This is a genomic window from Levilactobacillus parabrevis (assembly GCF_044051715.1).
GTDB classification, from domain to species: domain Bacteria; phylum Bacillota; class Bacilli; order Lactobacillales; family Lactobacillaceae; genus Levilactobacillus; species Levilactobacillus parabrevis.
Genome location: NZ_CP168688.1, coordinates 595,392 through 613,440, shown reverse-complemented (window position 1 = coordinate 613,440; position 18,049 = coordinate 595,392). Strand labels below are relative to the sequence as shown.

Below are 18,049 nucleotides of genomic sequence, written 5' to 3'. Positions count from 1 at the left end.
CAGCTAGGATTCAGTCCGGTTCCACTTATCTTCAATATTAACCAGCTAGTACGTTACGTCAATTGTTTCTTCTGAAGGATCGCACCTACCCAAATTACAATCAGACTATCAGCTCATTTTCGCGTTTCATCACGACAATGCTCAGCAGAAGTTGTTCCAGAATGTTAGCAAAAACGCCTACAACCAATGCAACGGCTGTTATGATCAAGGCAAAGAGCAACAGGCCAGGTGCATCCTCACCGTCCGCCCACAAATAGATCAACGGTAATACAGCTGCGAAAGTCAGCGTGACCCCATACGCACTCCATTTAATCCAGCCAAGTGCTTTCACTGATTCCGTGGAAAAAGCCGTTCCCCTTGCAATCCTACGTAACAAGTTAAAAGCTTCGAAAATTGCACACAAAACCAAACCGATGGCCACGTATAACCCCAGGCCAAGCGCGACGGCTAATTGATGAAGTTCTACACTCGAGACTCGCAGAATCACGGGTGCTACGATAACTGCTAAGTCCAGTACGGCAACAACCGCGAGCCCTAAAGCCCCTTTTAATACGACTATCTGCTTTCGCATAACGCCATCCCCTTTTAGAATCGATTATATTCGCGTTTATCGATAAACGATATATTCGTAACTGAATCTCAACCAATTCTTAAGATGGCTAACGACACCAAAATAGCCGCTTTCCACAAATTGAAAGCGGCCATAATGAGACAATCGTTTTACCCTAATTTGATACAGAATTGCCACCGACCAGTCGGCTCCATGTCATCACTATCGGCAAAGTTCGCAAGGTAGCACCTAGCCTTTGAATTGAATCTTAACGTAATCTCGATACAGCGGTAAGCTCGCCATCAGTTCATGATGCGTACCGTGACCGCTGACATGGCCGTCTTCAATGAAGTAAATATTGTCGGCATCCACAATCGTACTCAAACGATGAGCGATGATTAACGTTGTCCGCCCCTTCATCAACTCCGTTAGAGCGCGCTGCACCATAGCTTCGGACTCAGAATCCAGACTGGCTGTGGCTTCATCTAACAAGAGAATCTTCGGATCACGTAGAAAGGCACGTGCAATCGCTAACCGTTGACGTTGACCACCACTGACCTTAACGCCCCGTTCACCCACTTGGGTGTCCAGACCATCTGTCATCTTAGCTACGAAACCATCCGCAGAAGCCAATTTCAGTACGTGCCACAACTCTGAATCCGTGAAGTTGCGGTCCGCACCATACGTCAGATTATGCCGAATCGTACCAGCCATGATAGCGGAATCCTGGCTAACGTAGCCAATTTGTGAACGCCAATCACTGAGATTGAAGTCACGCACGTCCGATCCACCAATGGTCACTTGCCCACTCTGTGGTTGATAATAGCGCTCCAGTAAACCGAAAATTGTAGATTTCCCACCACCGGACGGTCCCGCAAACGCAACAACTGTGTTGGGTTTGGCTTCAAAATTCACATCGTGTAAGATTGGCTGGCCATCTTCGTAAGCGAAGTCAACGTGGGTCATGGCTAACGTGGCATCACTGACGGACTGTGTCGCTCCTTCACTAAGTGCTTCTTCCGGTTCACTTAGCAACTCGCGCACGCGTTCAGTTGACCCATTAGCCTTGGACAAGTCGGTAAAGAACCGGGCTAACGTACCAGCCGGACCAATGATTTGGAACAAATACATCATGAAGGAGAACATCGTCCCCATGCTCATTGTGCCAGCGGATACCCGCACAGCAGCGTAAGCCAGTACACCCACAAATACCGCCAACATGGCCGCGGTCATCACAGGGCTAGCGATGGCATCGTAAATTGCCTCGCGCAAACCAATCCGGTAAAGGTCCTGAATCTGTTGGATCCCCGTCTGTGTTTCATAATTCTCGGCGTTGGACGATTTGACCAAACGGATTTCACTGAGTGTCTCGTCCGTCTCGCCACTAAAGGCGGCCATGGCATCCTGTCGTTGATGGCCAATCTTACCGGATTGGCGCATGATTGGCCACATAACAACCATCATCAGGGGGACGGCACTGAACATAATAGCTGTCATCCGCCAGTCCATCAGTAACATAATGACGAGTGCGCCCACAAGTTGAAAGAGTGACGTCACCATCTGGGGAAACGAATTTGCCAGTAGATTCTTGATCTGCATGGTATCGTTGACCAGCCGTGAGGTCATCTCACCGGTCTTCACGTTGTCAAAGTAACTCACACGGAGCCGTACGAGTTTTTGCCAGAGGTTGCTCCGCAAACGGGCAACAACGTTCTCGCCAAAGAATCCTAGTAAGGCCCCGGACACGGCGCTAACAGCGGCGCTCACCACAAACAAAATCACGACACCAATCAGTAATGGCTGGTTCAGCGCATGCCCCAAGCCATTGATCAACGACTGCGCCAATTTAGGCACTGCCAGTTGCGCACCCGTTGCAATCAGCCCTAGCGTTAAACCAATCCAGAGTTGCCAGTATTTCGGTTTGGTCTGCCGAATCAAATGTAAGAAGCCTTTAAAATCAAACTTGCCCGTCCGTCGCTGCTTGGCGGTCCGTGGCGCTACCATTCTACGTTCCATCTCTCTTTGCCTCCGGTATTGCTAAGATTTAAAATCTTGGGCGACCCATACCACCCATGCCGCGGTGTGGCCAGTCCGTTGGTCGGTGCCCCATAAAGTCCCCCCAATCAAGGTCAGCGACTTGGTGCGTCAGCTTCGTCAATAAGTGTTCCAACTGTGCCTGTTCGTCTGGCGTCAATCCACCGAACAGTTCATCAGCAGTCGTGTCAACGTGCTCGTCGTATTGCGCAAAAAGTTCTTTTCCCCGTTCACTCAACTGAACAATGACTGCGCGCTTGTCGGTTGGACTGGGAATCCGTTCAACGAAGCCAGCGTCAACTAACCGACTGATGGTCGCACTCACGGAGCTGGGGCGAATATCGAGTAGTTCTGCAATTTCAGCGTTCGTGAGCCCATTTGGTGACTGCGCTAAAACTTTCAATAACTTTCCCTGGCCACGATTACCACTGTGTGGTCCACCATGGCCGCCCATCCCTGCCTGATGCCCCACTGCCATCAAAAAGGCCCGGTTCTGTAAAAGCTTTCCAAAACATTTTAATAAGTCACGACTCGAATCTGTCATGTTAATTTCCTCCTCGTTTTCTTGATGCTGATAATATTAGCATCTTAGTTAGCTTTTGTAAACTAAAACTAACTAAAAGCTAACATGTTTTCAAATCTCTTAGCCATATTTCAGCACGCATTCCTATAACAGCAACGTTCATCGCAACTAAATTATTTTTAAACTTCTGCTCTCCAACCTACCATGAACACCTGCTAGATGAATCCCTAATCATGCCAAGCCGATGTTCCTAAAATAACCTGTCCCCGGGTCGATTCGCTTGAATTCCTTGACTATGACGGCAAAAATCCGTTGCCAATAATCAAATAGTTTGATTACCAACAACGGATATTTTAGAACCGAATTAGTTATTCTCCATGCATAATTGGCAGCACAGCCTTCTCACAAAGGTAAACTGTCGGAAGTGACAGCGTATCCGTGGCAACGCGCGATCGGTCACATGCCGTGAACCCAACTTCCTTGAAAAAGGCAACTTCAGCCGGCGTTTGCGCCAACACAGCCAAGTACGCCGTCGAATGCTTCAAGCAATACGCCATAACTTCGCCAAGCAACGCTGTCGCGATATAGCGCCGCTGCCACTGCGGATCAACACACAGCAGTTCAATCCTCGCTTGATAACGGCCATCGCGCCCAGCCGTCAGCTCGGCATATACCGCTTCCCACTGGCGCAAGTCGTTCAACACCCATTGCAAATCATGCTGTCCCGCTCGCAACAACGATAACGTCTCTTGGGCGCCGTCGCTTTGCAGTCTACGAAACGCCGGCGTCTCATCTTGGTGTGTACAAAATACGACGCCAACCACCTTTGTCCCTTCAACAGCAACGCGGCCAAAGGTACTATCGTGCATCGCTGGATTTAAATAAATAAAGGTCTCAGCATCGACGACCGCCTGATTATCCTCTTCGGAGTCAGCCCAAGCTGTTCGAATCAAAGTTTTGATTTGTGGCAAATCGTCTGCCACCATCGGACGAATTTCAAGCATAATTTCCTCCTAGCTCATAGTCCATGCACAAATACCGTAAAGACTTCATTCATTCCTATACTGTAAGCTAAGGCTGTCCAGGATTTACCTAAGATGACAATCCAGACAAATTTCTTTAACGCCCTCATCGCGGAACCACCAGGAATGATCGGAAATACATTTTGAATGACCTGTACCGTAACGAACAACAGCAGTGGCAACCAACTCACGTGCATCATCAATCTCTGTACCTTCGCTATACCGGAGAAATAGTCGGGATGCATCGTCATCATGCCAAAAACAATCATGAATCCAATCTCCAAAACTTGAATAGATCTCACCAATTTTTTGGATATCACCAGAAGATTCCTCCCTACGTGTCGCACTGCTCACGCTACTTTAGTTGCAAACTGGCTACGATATAGCGCTGCATAGAAACCATCGGCGGCCAACAATGACTCGTGAGTGCCGTGCTCGATGATTGTGCCGTGATCCATCACTAATATTTGATCGGCATCCTTGATTGTCGATAGTCGATGCGCAATCACGAAGCTAGTCCGACCTTTCATCAGGGCGTCCATTGCCTTTTGAATCGCTTCTTCGGTACGTGTGTCGACGCTCGATGTTGCTTCATCCAAAATCAGGATGGCCGGATCGCACAGAATGGTACGGGCAATCGTTAACAACTGCTTCTGTCCCACGGAGACGACTTCCTTTTCACCCGAGAGTACCGTATCGTAGCCCTGTGGTAGCGTGTCAATCAAATGAGTGACGCGCGATGCCCGCGCTGCGGCTTGAATCTGCTCAAGCGTCGCATCGGGGCGGCCATAAGCAATATTTTCAGCAACTGTGCCGTTGAACAGCCAGGTATCTTGTAACACCATCCCAAATAGACTACGTAAATCCGCGCGCCGCATTGAGGCGATGTCAACGCCGTCAATCGTAATCTTACCGCCTTGCAATTCATAGAAACGCATCAGCAGGTTGATTAGGGTCGTTTTACCTGCACCAGTTGGTCCAACCACAGCAACCTTGCTACCCGGTGCCACGTCAATATTGATATCCTGCATTAATGGCTCGTCTGGTACATAACCAAAATGAACATGTTCAAAGCGTACATGGCCACGCGGTGCGGTCAATGCCGGTACCGGTTGTGCATCTGGCCGCTCTTCGATGGCGTCTTCAATTTCATACACCCGAGCTGCCGAGGCTACTGCCCCTTGCAACGCATTCAAGGTATACGCCAGTTCCGTCACCGGCTCAGAAACTTGGTTAACGTATTGGAATAACGCCTGCACATCCCCGATGGTAATAGTTCCGCTAATAACGGAGAATGCACCACGTACCGCAATAACCACGTAACCCATCGTCCCTAACAAACGAATCAATGGGTTAATCGCATAGGTCACGAATTCCGCCTTGATTGACGTTTGACGCAACTTGTCGTTTAGCGCCTCGTTAGTTGCAATCATTTCCGGCTGCAAGTTAAATGACTTGATCACTTGATCGCCAGTAAAGGCCTCTTCGATGCTGGCATTCAACTGCCCCAGTGCTTTTTGGTTAGCTGCATAATAGCGGTTAGTCCGCTCAGAAACGATTGCCGCGACAACAACACTTGCGATGATGCTGACTAAAGCAATCAGTGTCAGCAACGGGCTAATCAGAAACATTAACACAAAGGCCCCAATAATCGTGATAGTTGCAGTGAACAGCTGAACCAGTCCTTCTTGCAAGGTATCGGCAATTCTCTCCAGATCACTAGTGACCCGGCTGAGAATATCGCCGGTCTGGTGTTGGTCATAATACTGTAGCGGCAAACGATTTAGTTTGGTACTAATCCGTCGCCGTAACATCAAGGTCATCTTCTGAGCAACACTGGCCAACACACCTTGAGACAAATAATTGAACAGTGCGGAGAACAGATACACCCCTAACAAGGCCAGAGCGATTGCACCCATCGTGGTCATATTAATGGCAAACGTCGTCTTCGTTGCCACCGCGTGCGCCATACCAGTCGTGATGTGGTCGATAGCTTGTCCAATCAACAGCGGCGCAGCCAATGAACAGCCGGTAGCGATGATCAAACAAACAATTACGACTAGCAACGGCCATTTTTGAAACATGAGATCTTTTAAGAAGCGACGGGTTGTCGCCGTATTCATGGGATTTGTCATTAAGCCAGCTCCTCCTCGCTGAATTGAGACTTAGCAATTTGCTGGTAAACAGAGCAAGACCGTAACAACTCTTCGTGGGTCCCGGTACCCGCAATCTTGCCATCATCGAGCACGATGATCTGGTCGGCGTCCACAATTGTACTGAGTCGCTGGGCGATAATCAGCACCGCTGCATCGGTTACCGTACCTTTCAAGGCCCGTCGCAAGTTAGCATCGGTCTTGAAATCCAGCGCCGAGAAACTGTCATCAAAGACATAGAGTGACGGATGCTTCACTAGCGCCCGCGCGATTGCCAAGCGTTGCTTCTGCCCACCAGAGAAGTTGGCACCACCTTTATCTACCGGTGCCTCAAGTCCCGCTGGTAAGTCTTGGATGAAATCATCAATCTGTGCCACCGCCGCGGCGTTATGCATCGCCACTGACGATGCTTGGGCATCACCGTGACGAAAGTTTGACGCAATCGTCCCACTGAATAAAAATGCCTTTTGCGGCACATAGCCAATCTTAGCGCGTAACTTAGCCAGTGGATAAGCACGCACATCCTGTCCAAAAGCGGTAATTTGCCCAGCCTGCGCATCATAGAAGCGCATCAACAAGTTGGCAATTGTTGATTTACCGGCGCCAGTACTCCCAACGATTGCCGTTGTTTGCCCACGATGGAGCTGGAAGCTGATATCTTCAAGTACTGGTTGTTGGGCGCCTTCATAACTGAAGGTTACGTGATCGAAAACAACCACAGCATCCCGTGAAGATAATTGTGGCGTTTGCACATGCGCTTGTAACTCCGGCTGCACCGCTAATACTGCATGAATACGCCTAGCACAGGTCTGAGCCCGCGGGATAAACATGAACACTGCAATCCCCATCACCAGATACATCAGCGTCAGTACCGCATACTCGATCATTGCCATAATGTCACCAATCGCCATAGCGCCACTAACCACTTGCTGACCTCCGAACCAAACGAACAACAGTGTACACAGGTTCATCGCCAGCATCACTAGGGGCAGTAATACTGCAAAGATCTTATTTGCCTTGATTGCGGTACCTGCATATTGCGCGAATGTCTTATTAGTACGCTTAGCTTCGGCATCCGTACGGTTGAACGCGCGAATTACACGGACCCCGATCAACCGCTCACGCACGACACGGTTGATCGCATCAAGCTGCACTTGTAATTTTTCAAAGATTGGCACGATCCGTTTTGCCACTAGCGCCATCGCCGTCAGGATTGCAACCATAAATGCCAATAACATCAACGCCAACAGTCGGTTCTTGGAGAAGGCCAAGACTAGTCCGGAAACCGTCATGAACGGCGCTGGTAACAGCATCGACACAATAATCATGAAGGCCTGTTGCACTTGCGTCACGTCATTAGTGTTACGCGTGATCAGCGAAGCAGTCCCAAACTGATTGAAGTTATTCGTAGAAAAACTTTGTACGTGTCGAAATAGCGCGCCACGAACATCACGCCCAAATCCAGCCGAAACGGTTGTCGCTAGCCACGTTCCGTAGATTGCCGCCGCTGCGGTGATGACCGCAACACCAAGCATCCACGCGCCGCCAGACCAGACCGCATTGATATTGCCCTTGACGATTCCATCGTTCACAATAGACGCCGTTAAAGTCGGCAAGTACAAGGTGCCTAAGGTTTGACCAAACAGCAACACAAGCATTGCCACGATCCGTTTGCGATAGGGGCTAAGGTAAGCCATCAGTTTGAGCATCAACGTTCCTCCTACTTATCATCTGCTGCTAGTAATGTATCAGTCGACTCCCGAAAGCCATCGTTTAGCCGTTTGAACAATTGTAGAAATTGGTCAAGTTCTTTAGCACTCAATCGCGCATAAGCCCCCTGCTCAATCTGCCGCGTCAGGTTCCCGACGCGTTGGCACAATTGTTGCCCGGTCGAGGTGAGACAGATTGCCTTGAACTTACGCGAATTCGGCAATAACTCTAAAGTGATCCAGCCGCTCTTAGTCATCGCAGTTATCGAGGAATTGACTGTCTTCTTGGAAAACGTCCACTCACGGCTGAGGTCGGACTGTGTCATTGCCTCATCACTATCATATAAGATATAGAAAACCCAATAGATGTTATCCGTTAACTCGAAATGTTGGGCGATTTCATGGTAGATGCCATCCACATCATTGGATAATTGGTTTACATTCGCAATCTGCATATCTAGACTCATTATTCAGGCTCCTTTTAGTCTGTTTTCGGACTATTTTAAAAGCTATTATAGTCTGAAATCAGACTAATTGCAAGCTCTCCTTTAGAATTTTAGGCTTCTCCTGTCCTTCAACCGATTCCCCCTACCCTACACTCCCAGTTCATCGTCCATGCGCCAGCAAGTCGGGGAGCCACTCTGACGTCTTCGGATCTGTCTGTTCCAAAATATCAAAAAAAAACGATGCGTTTTCCGCATCGTTTGCTTAAATTTATGATTTAGCTTGGGCAATCACGAAGTAGTTACCTTCGGGATCTCTGAAATTAAAGGTCGCAGTTCCAGCATTCTCCACAATTTCACCCGCAGTTGCCAATCGGTCATGTAGCGCCTTAAAATCCTTACTATAGAGCATTAAGGATGGTGTGTTCCCTAAGACCTCTGGCGAATACCGCCGAATAAACGACTTTGCAAAGAAGGACAACTCCACGTTGGGCGCAATATTCACCACAACATTATTAGAACCATCAGGCATGGCGTTAACCTCAATAACTTCCGCACCAAGTTCATCCTGCCAGAACTACACAACCTGTTCCACATCATCGACATACAGCATTGTCCGCATCTTCTGCATACCCTGTCACCTCGCTGATTTATTTGATCACGCCTATCCTACCATGAAAAGAATTTGCTGCCAATTCCAAATTTAGCTGGCTATTCTCTCAGATATCGCGTACACTAGGTAATGCAGGCCACGCCTGTCCAGTTGCTCTGTACATTCCAGATGTATCCTATGGATCAACTGGTGCCCTCATCTAGGATTGATGGGGGCTTTTTTTTTGCGCTTATTTTGATTGCCCCCTCAAACTACGTCTCCTACTTTGTACGTTGACCTTTCTCAACTTCATCGATCTCTAGTGTAAGCAAGACTAACCATTACCCACAAAAGGTTCATGATTAACGCCAATCATGGCACTGATCATGAACCTTTTTAACGTATTCCAGACTGTTTCAGTTGTCCTTGCTTTACCCATTTCACTCCCGTATACTTCTGATTAACGACTCATTCACAGTTCGATATCATGCCGGATTCTCCTGGGAAAATCACAAGCTTCCCTGTCAGCCCTCACCGTTTTCCGGCATCAAAAAAGGTTCGCTAACGCCCCGCCAATCGGCACGTTTCGCGAACCTTTCTGTTACATCTTTTTAGACTAATCGTCCAAGTATTGCTTCGTTGCAGCCACAATGTCTTGTAGCCCAACCTTGGCATCAGAGAAGAACATCTGCGTATTATCCAGCGAGAATAGTGGGTTTTGGATACCTGCGTACCCAGTACTCATTGATCGCTTGATGACAACCACGGACTTCGACTTGTCGACATCCAGGATAGGCATCCCAGAAATCTCATTCCCACTTTCACGAGCCAGTGGGTTGGTAACGTCGTTGGCCCCGATAACCAGGGAAACGTCGGTGCTTTCAAACATTGGGTTAGCATCGTCCAACTGCTTCATCTGATCGTAAGGGACGTTAACATCAGCCAACAGCACGTTCATGTGCCCAGGCATCCGCCCGGCAACCGGGTGAATGGCGTAGTTGACATTGATGCCCTTTTCCGTCAGAACTGTAGCTAATTCAGCAACTTCGTGTTGGGCTTGCGCTGCGGCTAACCCATACCCAGGAACAATCATGACGTTCTGAGCATAGGCCAGTTGCAGGCCAATGTCATCAGCTGAAGTTTCCTTAACATCAACTGGCACATCCGGACCAGCACTACCGCTGTCACTATCGCCAGTCCCAAAGCCACCGGCTAAGATATTGGCAACGGAACGGTTCATTGCTTCGGCCATTTGCAGCGTCAGGATCGTCCCGGCAGCCCCAACTAAGGCACCAGCAATGATCAAGACTTGGTTATTGATAACGAACCCGGCAAAGGCAACGGCCAAACCGGTAAAGGCGTTCAAGAGTGAAACGACAACCGGCATATCGGCACCACCGATTGGCAAGGTCATCAGTAACCCGAAGATCAGTGCCATGGCTAAACCGAGAATCACGAACCAGATATTAGTTGGCGTTGCAATCATGAACCAGGCAGCGACCAGCATCCCCAAGACAACGATGATGTTGAGGATCTTGGCACCAGGGAAGGTAATCGGTTTCCCGGGAACTTTCCCAGACAACTTCCCAGTCGCAATCAGTGACCCGGAGAAGGTAATCCCCCCGATGATCACATCAAGGAATACAGGAATCGAGAACGCGAGGCTTAAAGCGACCCCGTCACCCTTCATCAGGTAATCGAAGATCCCGATAACGGCAGCGGCACCACCACCCACGGCGTTGAACAAACTAACCAGTTGCGGCACGTCAGTCATTGGCACCTTGCGCGCCTTGACGACCCCGTATGCGATTCCGACTGCTAAGCCGGCGATGAGGACAATCCAACCAGTAGCGGTAATCTTACCATCGGCCACGACTTCGATAATAATCATAATAACGGCCATAAACATACCGATGGCGGAAAGCCCATTCCCTTTGCGGGCGGTCTTAGGAGAACGCATCATGTGCACACCCAAGACGTAGCACACTGCGGAAATTAAGTAAATTAAAGAGGCAATCGTTTGTAGGGTACTCATTTAGAATCATCCCCCTCTGATTTTGCTTTTGGTTTACGATCGAACATCCCGAGCATCCGGTCGGTAACGGTATAACCACCCGCCACGTTGATTGCCGCAAATACGGCACCAAAGAATGCCAAGATGTAGAAGACCCAGCTATTGGCTTCGGCTGCAATGACAAAGGCCCCAACCACAACGACACCATGAATGGCGTTGGCCCCGGACATCATAGGGGTTTGCAGGGTAGCTGGAATTTTACTCATAACTTCAAACCCAACCAATAGACTTAAAACAAAAATTGCTAGATTCGTAAATAATTCCTCACTCATCACTAATCAGCTCCTTTCGCGTCGTCTTGATCTTCAGCCGGCGTTTCAGGTTCTTCCGGTTCTGCTGGTTTACGTTCCGGCAGTTCCATGACAGACCGTAGTCGGTTACTAATAATCTCACCGTCATAGGTTGCCAAGAGTTCACCAACCACTTCATCATCAATGTCAAAGACCAGCTTGCCATCCTCGTTTACATCATTTAAGACAGCTTGCACGTTCTTGGCATACATGTCAGAGGCGGAGGCTGGTAATTGACTAGCCATATCGCCAGCACCCACAATTTCAGCACCATTTGGCGTTGTGACCGTTTCACCCGGCTTTGATCCGGCAACGTTCCCGCCTAAGTCACTAGCGGCTAAATCCATAAATAACGTCCCGGTCTTGGCTTCGTCCACGGACTTCTGGGTAACCAGCAGTGGTGGCCGCCGCCCAGGCACTTGCGCGGTCGTAATGATCACGTTGTTTTGGGCGATGAATCCTTCCAATTCTGCTTGTTGTTGTGCAGTTTCTTCCTCGGTCAATTGCCGAGCATAGCCCCCTTCACCGGTGGCAGAAACGGAGGTCGTCAGGAAAGTTGCCCCCAACGATTCCACTTCACCCCGTGAAGCTGGCCGAATATCGTAACCGGAAACCATGGCCCCTAACCGTTTAGCGGTCCCAATGGCCTGTAGTCCGGCAACCCCGGTCCCTAAGACTAACACCTTAGCTGGCTTGGCAGTCCCGGCGGCGGTGATCATCATTGGAAAATACCGTGAGAAATGATCCGCGGCCATCAGGCCCACCTTATAACCAGCAACACTGGCTTGCGAACTCAAAACATCCATAGTTTGGGCCCGTGAGACCGTCCGTGGCAAGAGTTCAAACGCTAATGCAGTAATCTTCTTGGCGGCTAACTTCTTAACAAAGTCAATATCCGTCAATGGCGATAACAAACCAATCAGTGCTTGTCCAGCCTTCATCTGATCAATGGTTGCATCATCTGGTTGGTCAATCGTGGCGATTACAGTTGCTTGCGTAATCGCTTCTGCGCGGTCAACGACTTTGGCACCGGCCTCAGTGTAGACTGCATCCCGATAGAAGGACCGTTCCCCAGCACCTTGTTCAATCAGTACTTGGTAGTCATTCTTGACGAGCTTACGTACGACGTCCGGTGACAATGCGACCCGGTTTTCACCAGGCGCTTCTTTTAAAACCGAAATGGTAATTGCCATTCAACACATCCCCTTTTTGATAAGCTGTTCACAAGTTAACTATAAAGCATTTCAGGTCACAAAACAATGCTTTCAGCTCCATTTGTGCACAAGCGACAATTCTTTGTGCCACGCGGCAGTAAGTGCTCCCATGGTTCAATGAAATCACAAAACATTTTTCCATTTACGCACTGAATTTTCGAATCAATTAGTTAAGTGGATTTGATAACAAGTTTTAACATTCACAAGGAAAATTGACGACTTATTTTCAAATGTAACTTATTGGTCTAGTTCCCCAGCATTCTGCCAGCCGTTCCAAGCACACTGGCGTGGCCTCATTTCCACAAATCCAGTCAACGACCCTTCACACTGGTTTTCAGCCGGTATGACCCTTCATTCTATTCTGTGAGTCACCTTTTCAGTTGTATCACCACGGGTTTTCATTCGCACCCGCTTGCTAATTCAGAACCCAGCGATCAATTGCCTCGCTTACCCCAGATTCAAAGTTTGCGGTGGTGACATGCGTAGCCACTTTCTTAGCTTCTGCCGAGGCATTTTGTACGGCAACTGCACACCCGACTTGCTCAAGCATCGCCAGATCATTGGCATTGTCCCCAATTCCCATAATTTCTGCTGGCGAAATGCCCAAGCGCTGTCCTAGGGCTAACGTGGCCTGCCCCTTGTCAACACCAACGGAATTCACTTCCATGTAGCGATCCGATGAAAATGTACACGTCACCGGCTGCGTAACCTGTTGCTCTACCGCCGCCTTTGCTGCACGTCGGACTGCCAGGCTTGGACTCATCGCAATTACTTTCATGATTCGCCCCAATTGAAACTGCGAAAAGTCACCACGCATAGTTGTGGCCGATACGCCGCGCGTCTTCAGGTAAGCCAAGTCAGCCGCTACAGGATGATAAATTGCGAGTCCTCGCAACGTATACACGTGAATTGCCACGTCGAACTGCTGCAGAACTTTAAAGACCGCCGCAGCCACCTCGTAGGGCAGTTCACGGCTCAGCAGAACGTGATTTTCCCAATTTTCGACGATTGCGCCGCCATTGTATGAAATCACATACTGATTGGGCTGGTTCCACAGGTCAAGACGTCGCAAGAGCGGTTGGATGCTCAGAAAGCTACGCCCCGTATTCGGTACAAATTTGATTCCCATTTGAGTGGCCCGTTTGATTGCCGCAATGTTTGCCGCTGAAATGCTGCCATCTGCTCGAAGCAACGTTTCATCTAGATCACTCGTTATCATTCGGTACATCTTCATTTCCCCCAATCGAATGAAGAGTCCGAGAATAGTTCCCGAACTCCTCATTTAATCGTTCACGTTTACTCTCGAGCCTGCTCTCGTCAGAAATCGATCGTCTAACGTGTTAAGACTCCTCGATACCGGAAATCAACGACAGGGTGTGCATATCATCGCCCAAGTCATCATAGAGCTTTCGGTAAAGCTTGTAGTAGTCGTTATAGGTGGCATGCTGCTCAGCACGTGGTTCAATCTTATCGCCCAGAACTTGCCACTTCTGAACTTCATCAACCGTTAAGGTGTCCGTTGCTAAACCAGCCAACATCACATCACCCAGGTTAGCTTCCGCATCATCGACAGGTGTCCGGACGGCATAACCCGTCACGTCAGCAAACATTTGAACCCAGTCTGGCGAGTTCGTCACGCCACCGGCAATCACAATGTAATCACCCAAGTCGCGGCCCGTGCTTTCCATACTGTGCCGTAAAGCGTAGCAAACCGCTTCTTGGAAGGCGTGGAACAGATCTGCCTTCGTATGAACTAACGATAGTCCGAAGACCATGCCCTTTGCATCAGAATTCCAGACAGGCGCCCGTTCACCCATGAAGTATGGGAGAACTACTAATCCCCGACTACCAGCTGGCACATCTTTAGCTTCCGCGCCCAGAGTAACGTAGGCGTTCGGTCCACCTTGATTGTGAACAGCAACTTCAGCATCCCCAAAGTTATCGCGGAACCACTTCGTAATGGCCCCAGCTGTGGCTGATCCACTAAAGTTATAAACCAGTTCCCGTGATTTATAAGGATATGGCCAAACGATGAGTCCTTTACCCTTGATTGGTTTTTCACTGACAAGTGCGGCATTCATGGATGATCCAATGGCAGCTACGTACCGGCCGGGTTCAAAGACACCCATTCCGATGTTAGCAGCACCAACGTCGACACCCCCGGCGATGACCGGCGTTCCGGCATTCAATCCCAAGTCAGCGGCAACGTCCGCGGTCAACCGACCCGCAATCTCGGTCGCGTCAACGAACTTCTGTGGCATTTTGTTCATCGGGACACCCATTGCGTCCATCATTTCTTTAGACCAAGTGCCCGTATTCACATCGTAGAAACCACCGATGTTCCCAGCAGCTGAGTAATCAATGGAAACCTCACCAGTTAATTTGTAGATCGCGTAATTGTTCGGTGGTAAGAACATCGCCGTCTTCTTCCAATTTTCTGGTTCGTGATTCTTGATCCACAGTACCTTCGTGTACCCGTAGTATGGGTCAACTACGTCGTTACCAGTAATTTCGGATAACCGGTCCAGATCAACATGTTCCTTGACCCATTCCGTTTCACCCGCAGCGCGCCGATCCATCCAAATCAGGTCTGGCCGTACCGGATTCATGTCAGCATCAACAGGAACACCAGAGCCACCATACAGGCCACTCAGACCAATTCCGTTGATATCATCCGGCGAGACACCGCTTTCATTAACGACCGCCCGGATGGAATCCTTAACGCCCTTCAGCCAGACATCTGGCCACTGCTCAGCCCAGAGTGGACGCGGTGTTAGAACATCGTATTCCTCCAAGTCCTGCGCAATTAACTTGCCGTTCGTGTCCATCAGGATACTCTTCGTCCCCGATGTCCCAATATCAGTACCAATCAAGTATTTCATCGTTATTCCCCTCTTTGATCAAACGTTAATCGCGACGGTTTACCATGCCGTGAAGGCACCATCAACTAAGTAATCGGAACCAGTGGAGAAGCTGCTGGTATCGCTAGCCAAGTATACGGCCATCCCTTGTAATTCTTCTGGCTTACCTAAACGACCAAGTGGTGCCCAGTCATTCCAAGTCTTGATTAATGGCTTCAAGTCAGGTGAGTTCAAGGTCAAGTCGGTGCCCATGTAACCAGGACTCATGGTGTTAACCCGCACACCCTTCTTAGCCCATTCAATGGCTAATGACTTGGATAATTGAATAACCCCAGCCTTCGTGGCGTTGTAAGAGCATTGTGGTTGTGGCCGGTTAACAATGTGTGCTGACATTGAGGCGGTGTTTACGATTGAACCTGAGCCTTGCTTCAACATGTAACGACCAGCAGCCGTGGAGCAAAGGAAGACAGCGTTCAAGTTTAAGTTAACAACTTTTTGCCATTGTTCAAACGTCATTTCTTCGGCTGGTACATTCAAGCACATGCCGGCGTTGTTGAAGGCGGCATCCAAACCACCTAATTCCTTAACAACCGTGTCAATCATGTTTTGAACTTGTTCAGGATCGGTGACGTCGGTCTTAATTGCAATAGCCTTTTGACCAGTTGCTTCCGCAATTTCGCGCGCTGTTTGTTGAGCCTTGGCGATGTTGATATCAACGATTGCGACATCGGCACCAGCTTCTGCTAATCCAGTTGCCATGGCTTTACCCAAGCCTTGAGCACCACCCGTAACGTATGCTTTCTTACCATCAAGACGCATCTTATCTAAAATACCCATGATAATTCCTCCTAAAAGATAAATGTATTTTGTAAAACGACTTTCTTTAATTCACGATTAAGCATAAACCCAAAATTTCTAGAAGTCAATCCTTTTTGGTACCGTTTTCAAATATTTTTATTTTTCTGGGTTACTCGTTGCAGCTAGCCCCCGTCATATCTAGCTTTCAGCAGGTTGTGACTTTAGCCGTTTCTTTAATTCACGGACAATTTCAGCGTGTTTTTCTTCGGTCAGGGTCACTTTGAGCCAAAAAATAAGGGCAGCAATGACTAACAACACAATTGGAATATAGAACATAAACATGTTGAATTGACTGACACCGCTAGCCGAGATATCACTAGGCTTAGCGTTCCCCGTCATCCCAACCATCACCGCAACAATGCCGACAATCCCGTTAGACGCCGCACCGGCAAGTTTGTCGATCAATGGCCGAATTGACAACGTCACGGATTCATTCCGCACACCGTTGACCAGTTGCCCATACTCAACACTGTCGGTGATCGTCATTAACGTCGCCAAGAAGATTAATGGATATGGGAAGAAGTAAAACGACACTGCCAGTAAGACCAGCAACAAGTTTTGTCCGGCAAACAAGAACAAGATGTAACCAATCAACATAAAGGCAATCCCACCAATGTAAATCGCCTTCCGCCGAATCAGAGCCTCCAGCGCGGGGTACAGGGCAACTGAGACAACCCCCAAGACACAGGTGATCACACCGACCCAGGTATATGCACCAGCATTGCCCAAACGATAGCGGAAATAGTACATCAGTAGAGAATTGGTAACCACATAGCTAAACGCAAATAGGAAATAGGACGCCGCAATCCACAGCAACTGCTTGTTCCGGCCAATCGCCCGAAAGATATCGGACAGCGTGGTGTGCTTGACGTTGGACCGAATCACGTTATGTTCTTCCTTCAGGTTCAGTGAGGTAATCAGCGCCCCACCGGTACACAACACAGCCACAATCAATACATAACCCGTCCAGCCTGCACGTGTTTGCTGACCAAATGGCACCTTAGAAATCCAGTGAGAAAAGAGCATAATCGCGGGCGTAATAATCACAATGACAATTTGTGCCCCCAAAGTAGACCCAATCCGTGAGGCCGTCCCGAATTTAGTTCGCGTCTTGGAATCCAGGCTAACCGCGGGAAGTAACGACCACAGTGCAATATCACTAAATGAATAGAAAACATCGACGACTAGGAAGGTCACCGCAATCAAGATCAAATATATTGTGGGACTACTCCAAGCCATTCCAAAGTAATCTGAGAACAAGAACACCAAGCCTACTGAGGCAACGACCGACCCAATCATGATCCACGGTCGGAACTTCCCCCAGCGTGTATTTGTATTATCAACTACCCCACCAATCATGGGATCAAAGATAATCTCACCAACTCGAATCACCACAACCAGCATCGTGACGATTCCTACCATCTTCTCGTCGCCGCTATTCGTAAATAGCTGACTCGTCAGAAACATCATGAAATAGATGCTCAACGTATTATAGAACGCGTCATGACCAAACGTTCCTAAAGCATAGGACAGGTACTTTTTCAATTCCAACACCCCACCAATAATTAGTATAAATCATTTTACAAACCCATTTGATAAAATCTATTACTGCACTAGTATAATTGCAATCGCTTTCATAAGCAACCGGTTGAACACTTAAATATCAATTTCACATACTGTTCGGTATCCAGCATTCCTACTGAGACAGTACTTTGCCACTACAGAT

General features: G+C 48.7%; 15 protein-coding genes and 1 pseudogene. All 16 read right to left on the bottom strand.

The window, feature by feature from the left end; all coding sequences use genetic code 11:
- Nucleotides 1–100: 100 nt before the first annotated feature.
- Nucleotides 101–571 carry a DUF2975 domain-containing protein gene (locus ACEPSU_RS02960; RefSeq protein WP_395322761.1) on the bottom strand — a complete coding sequence of 157 codons (471 nt, stop codon included), beginning with the start codon at nt 569–571 and terminating at the stop codon, nt 101–103.
- A gap of 228 nt (nt 572–799) precedes the next feature.
- Nucleotides 800–2,566: an ABC transporter ATP-binding protein gene (locus tag ACEPSU_RS02955; protein ID WP_395345339.1), complete on the bottom strand. Its 1,767-nt coding sequence runs from the start codon at nt 2,564–2,566 to the stop codon at nt 800–802.
- Nucleotides 2,567–2,594: 28 nt separating this feature from the next.
- Nucleotides 2,595–3,128, bottom strand: coding sequence for a MarR family winged helix-turn-helix transcriptional regulator (locus tag ACEPSU_RS02950; RefSeq protein ID WP_395322759.1), 534 nt, complete (start codon nt 3,126–3,128; stop codon nt 2,595–2,597).
- A 347-nt stretch (nt 3,129–3,475) separates the two neighbouring features.
- Entirely contained in the window at nt 3,476–4,111 is a 636-nt protein-coding gene (locus ACEPSU_RS02945) for a GNAT family N-acetyltransferase (protein WP_395322758.1), read from the bottom strand.
- Between the two features lie 14 nt (nt 4,112–4,125).
- Nucleotides 4,126–4,398: a hypothetical protein gene (locus ACEPSU_RS02940; RefSeq protein WP_395322757.1), complete on the bottom strand. Its 273-nt coding sequence runs from the start codon at nt 4,396–4,398 to the stop codon at nt 4,126–4,128.
- 81 nt (nt 4,399–4,479) lie between these two features.
- Nucleotides 4,480–6,264 carry an ABC transporter ATP-binding protein gene (locus tag ACEPSU_RS02935; RefSeq protein ID WP_395322756.1) on the bottom strand — a complete coding sequence of 595 codons (1,785 nt, stop codon included), beginning with the start codon at nt 6,262–6,264 and terminating at the stop codon, nt 4,480–4,482.
- Nucleotides 6,264–7,991 (bottom strand): ABC transporter ATP-binding protein, encoded by a 1,728-nt coding sequence (locus tag ACEPSU_RS02930; RefSeq protein WP_395322755.1) that lies wholly within the window; start codon nt 7,989–7,991, stop codon nt 6,264–6,266. Before ACEPSU_RS02930 ends, ACEPSU_RS02935 begins: the two co-directional genes overlap by 1 nt.
- Before the next feature lie 11 nt (nt 7,992–8,002).
- Nucleotides 8,003–8,458: a MarR family winged helix-turn-helix transcriptional regulator gene (locus tag ACEPSU_RS02925; protein WP_395322754.1), complete on the bottom strand. Its 456-nt coding sequence runs from the start codon at nt 8,456–8,458 to the stop codon at nt 8,003–8,005.
- A 247-nt stretch (nt 8,459–8,705) separates the two neighbouring features.
- Nucleotides 8,706–8,999: pseudogene (locus ACEPSU_RS02920) on the bottom strand (glyoxalase); the annotation flags it as partial.
- A 643-nt stretch (nt 9,000–9,642) separates the two neighbouring features.
- Nucleotides 9,643–11,061 carry an NAD(P)(+) transhydrogenase (Re/Si-specific) subunit beta gene (locus ACEPSU_RS02915; protein WP_020089342.1) on the bottom strand — a complete coding sequence of 473 codons (1,419 nt, stop codon included), beginning with the start codon at nt 11,059–11,061 and terminating at the stop codon, nt 9,643–9,645.
- A complete protein-coding gene (locus ACEPSU_RS02910; protein ID WP_020089343.1) occupies nt 11,058–11,372 on the bottom strand; it encodes an NAD(P) transhydrogenase subunit alpha in 315 nt (104 codons plus the stop codon). Before ACEPSU_RS02910 ends, ACEPSU_RS02915 begins: the two co-directional genes overlap by 4 nt.
- 2 nt (nt 11,373–11,374) lie before the next feature.
- The gene (locus ACEPSU_RS02905; RefSeq protein ID WP_395322753.1) at nt 11,375–12,583 is read right to left on the bottom strand and encodes an NAD(P) transhydrogenase subunit alpha; all 1,209 of its coding nucleotides are present in this window, start codon (nt 12,581–12,583) and stop codon (nt 11,375–11,377) included.
- A 436-nt stretch (nt 12,584–13,019) separates the two neighbouring features.
- Nucleotides 13,020–13,832 carry a Cof-type HAD-IIB family hydrolase gene (locus ACEPSU_RS02900; RefSeq protein ID WP_395322752.1) on the bottom strand — a complete coding sequence of 271 codons (813 nt, stop codon included), beginning with the start codon at nt 13,830–13,832 and terminating at the stop codon, nt 13,020–13,022.
- Between the two features lie 112 nt (nt 13,833–13,944).
- Nucleotides 13,945–15,486 carry an FGGY-family carbohydrate kinase gene (locus ACEPSU_RS02895; RefSeq protein WP_020089346.1) on the bottom strand — a complete coding sequence of 514 codons (1,542 nt, stop codon included), beginning with the start codon at nt 15,484–15,486 and terminating at the stop codon, nt 13,945–13,947.
- A 39-nt stretch (nt 15,487–15,525) separates the two neighbouring features.
- Nucleotides 15,526–16,302 carry an SDR family oxidoreductase gene (locus ACEPSU_RS02890; protein ID WP_020089347.1) on the bottom strand — a complete coding sequence of 259 codons (777 nt, stop codon included), beginning with the start codon at nt 16,300–16,302 and terminating at the stop codon, nt 15,526–15,528.
- Between the two features lie 159 nt (nt 16,303–16,461).
- Nucleotides 16,462–17,868 carry a glycoside-pentoside-hexuronide (GPH):cation symporter gene (locus ACEPSU_RS02885; RefSeq protein WP_395322751.1) on the bottom strand — a complete coding sequence of 469 codons (1,407 nt, stop codon included), beginning with the start codon at nt 17,866–17,868 and terminating at the stop codon, nt 16,462–16,464.
- Between the last annotated feature and the right edge of the window lie 181 nt (nt 17,869–18,049).

Coding starts and splice junctions, on each gene's coding strand:
- ACEPSU_RS02945 (WP_395322758.1), bottom strand. CDS start 4,111: ATGCTTGAAATTCGTCCGATGGTGGCAGACGATTTGCCACAAATCAAA.
- ACEPSU_RS02960 (WP_395322761.1), bottom strand. CDS start 571: ATGCGAAAGCAGATAGTCGTATTAAAAGGGGCTTTAGGGCTCGCGGTT.
- ACEPSU_RS02930 (WP_395322755.1), bottom strand. CDS start 7,991: ATGCTCAAACTGATGGCTTACCTTAGCCCCTATCGCAAACGGATCGTG.
- ACEPSU_RS02900 (WP_395322752.1), bottom strand. CDS start 13,832: ATGTACCGAATGATAACGAGTGATCTAGATGAAACGTTGCTTCGAGCA.
- ACEPSU_RS02935 (WP_395322756.1), bottom strand. CDS start 6,264: ATGACAAATCCCATGAATACGGCGACAACCCGTCGCTTCTTAAAAGAT.
- ACEPSU_RS02925 (WP_395322754.1), bottom strand. CDS start 8,458: ATGAGTCTAGATATGCAGATTGCGAATGTAAACCAATTATCCAATGAT.
- ACEPSU_RS02905 (WP_395322753.1), bottom strand. CDS start 12,583: ATGGCAATTACCATTTCGGTTTTAAAAGAAGCGCCTGGTGAAAACCGG.
- ACEPSU_RS02915 (WP_020089342.1), bottom strand. CDS start 11,061: ATGAGTACCCTACAAACGATTGCCTCTTTAATTTACTTAATTTCCGCA.
- ACEPSU_RS02955 (WP_395345339.1), bottom strand. CDS start 2,566: ATGGAACGTAGAATGGTAGCGCCACGGACCGCCAAGCAGCGACGGACG.
- ACEPSU_RS02895 (WP_020089346.1), bottom strand. CDS start 15,486: ATGAAATACTTGATTGGTACTGATATTGGGACATCGGGGACGAAGAGT.
- ACEPSU_RS02890 (WP_020089347.1), bottom strand. CDS start 16,302: ATGGGTATTTTAGATAAGATGCGTCTTGATGGTAAGAAAGCATACGTT.
- ACEPSU_RS02950 (WP_395322759.1), bottom strand. CDS start 3,128: ATGACAGATTCGAGTCGTGACTTATTAAAATGTTTTGGAAAGCTTTTA.
- ACEPSU_RS02910 (WP_020089343.1), bottom strand. CDS start 11,372: ATGAGTGAGGAATTATTTACGAATCTAGCAATTTTTGTTTTAAGTCTA.
- ACEPSU_RS02940 (WP_395322757.1), bottom strand. CDS start 4,398: ATGATTGTTTTTGGCATGATGACGATGCATCCCGACTATTTCTCCGGT.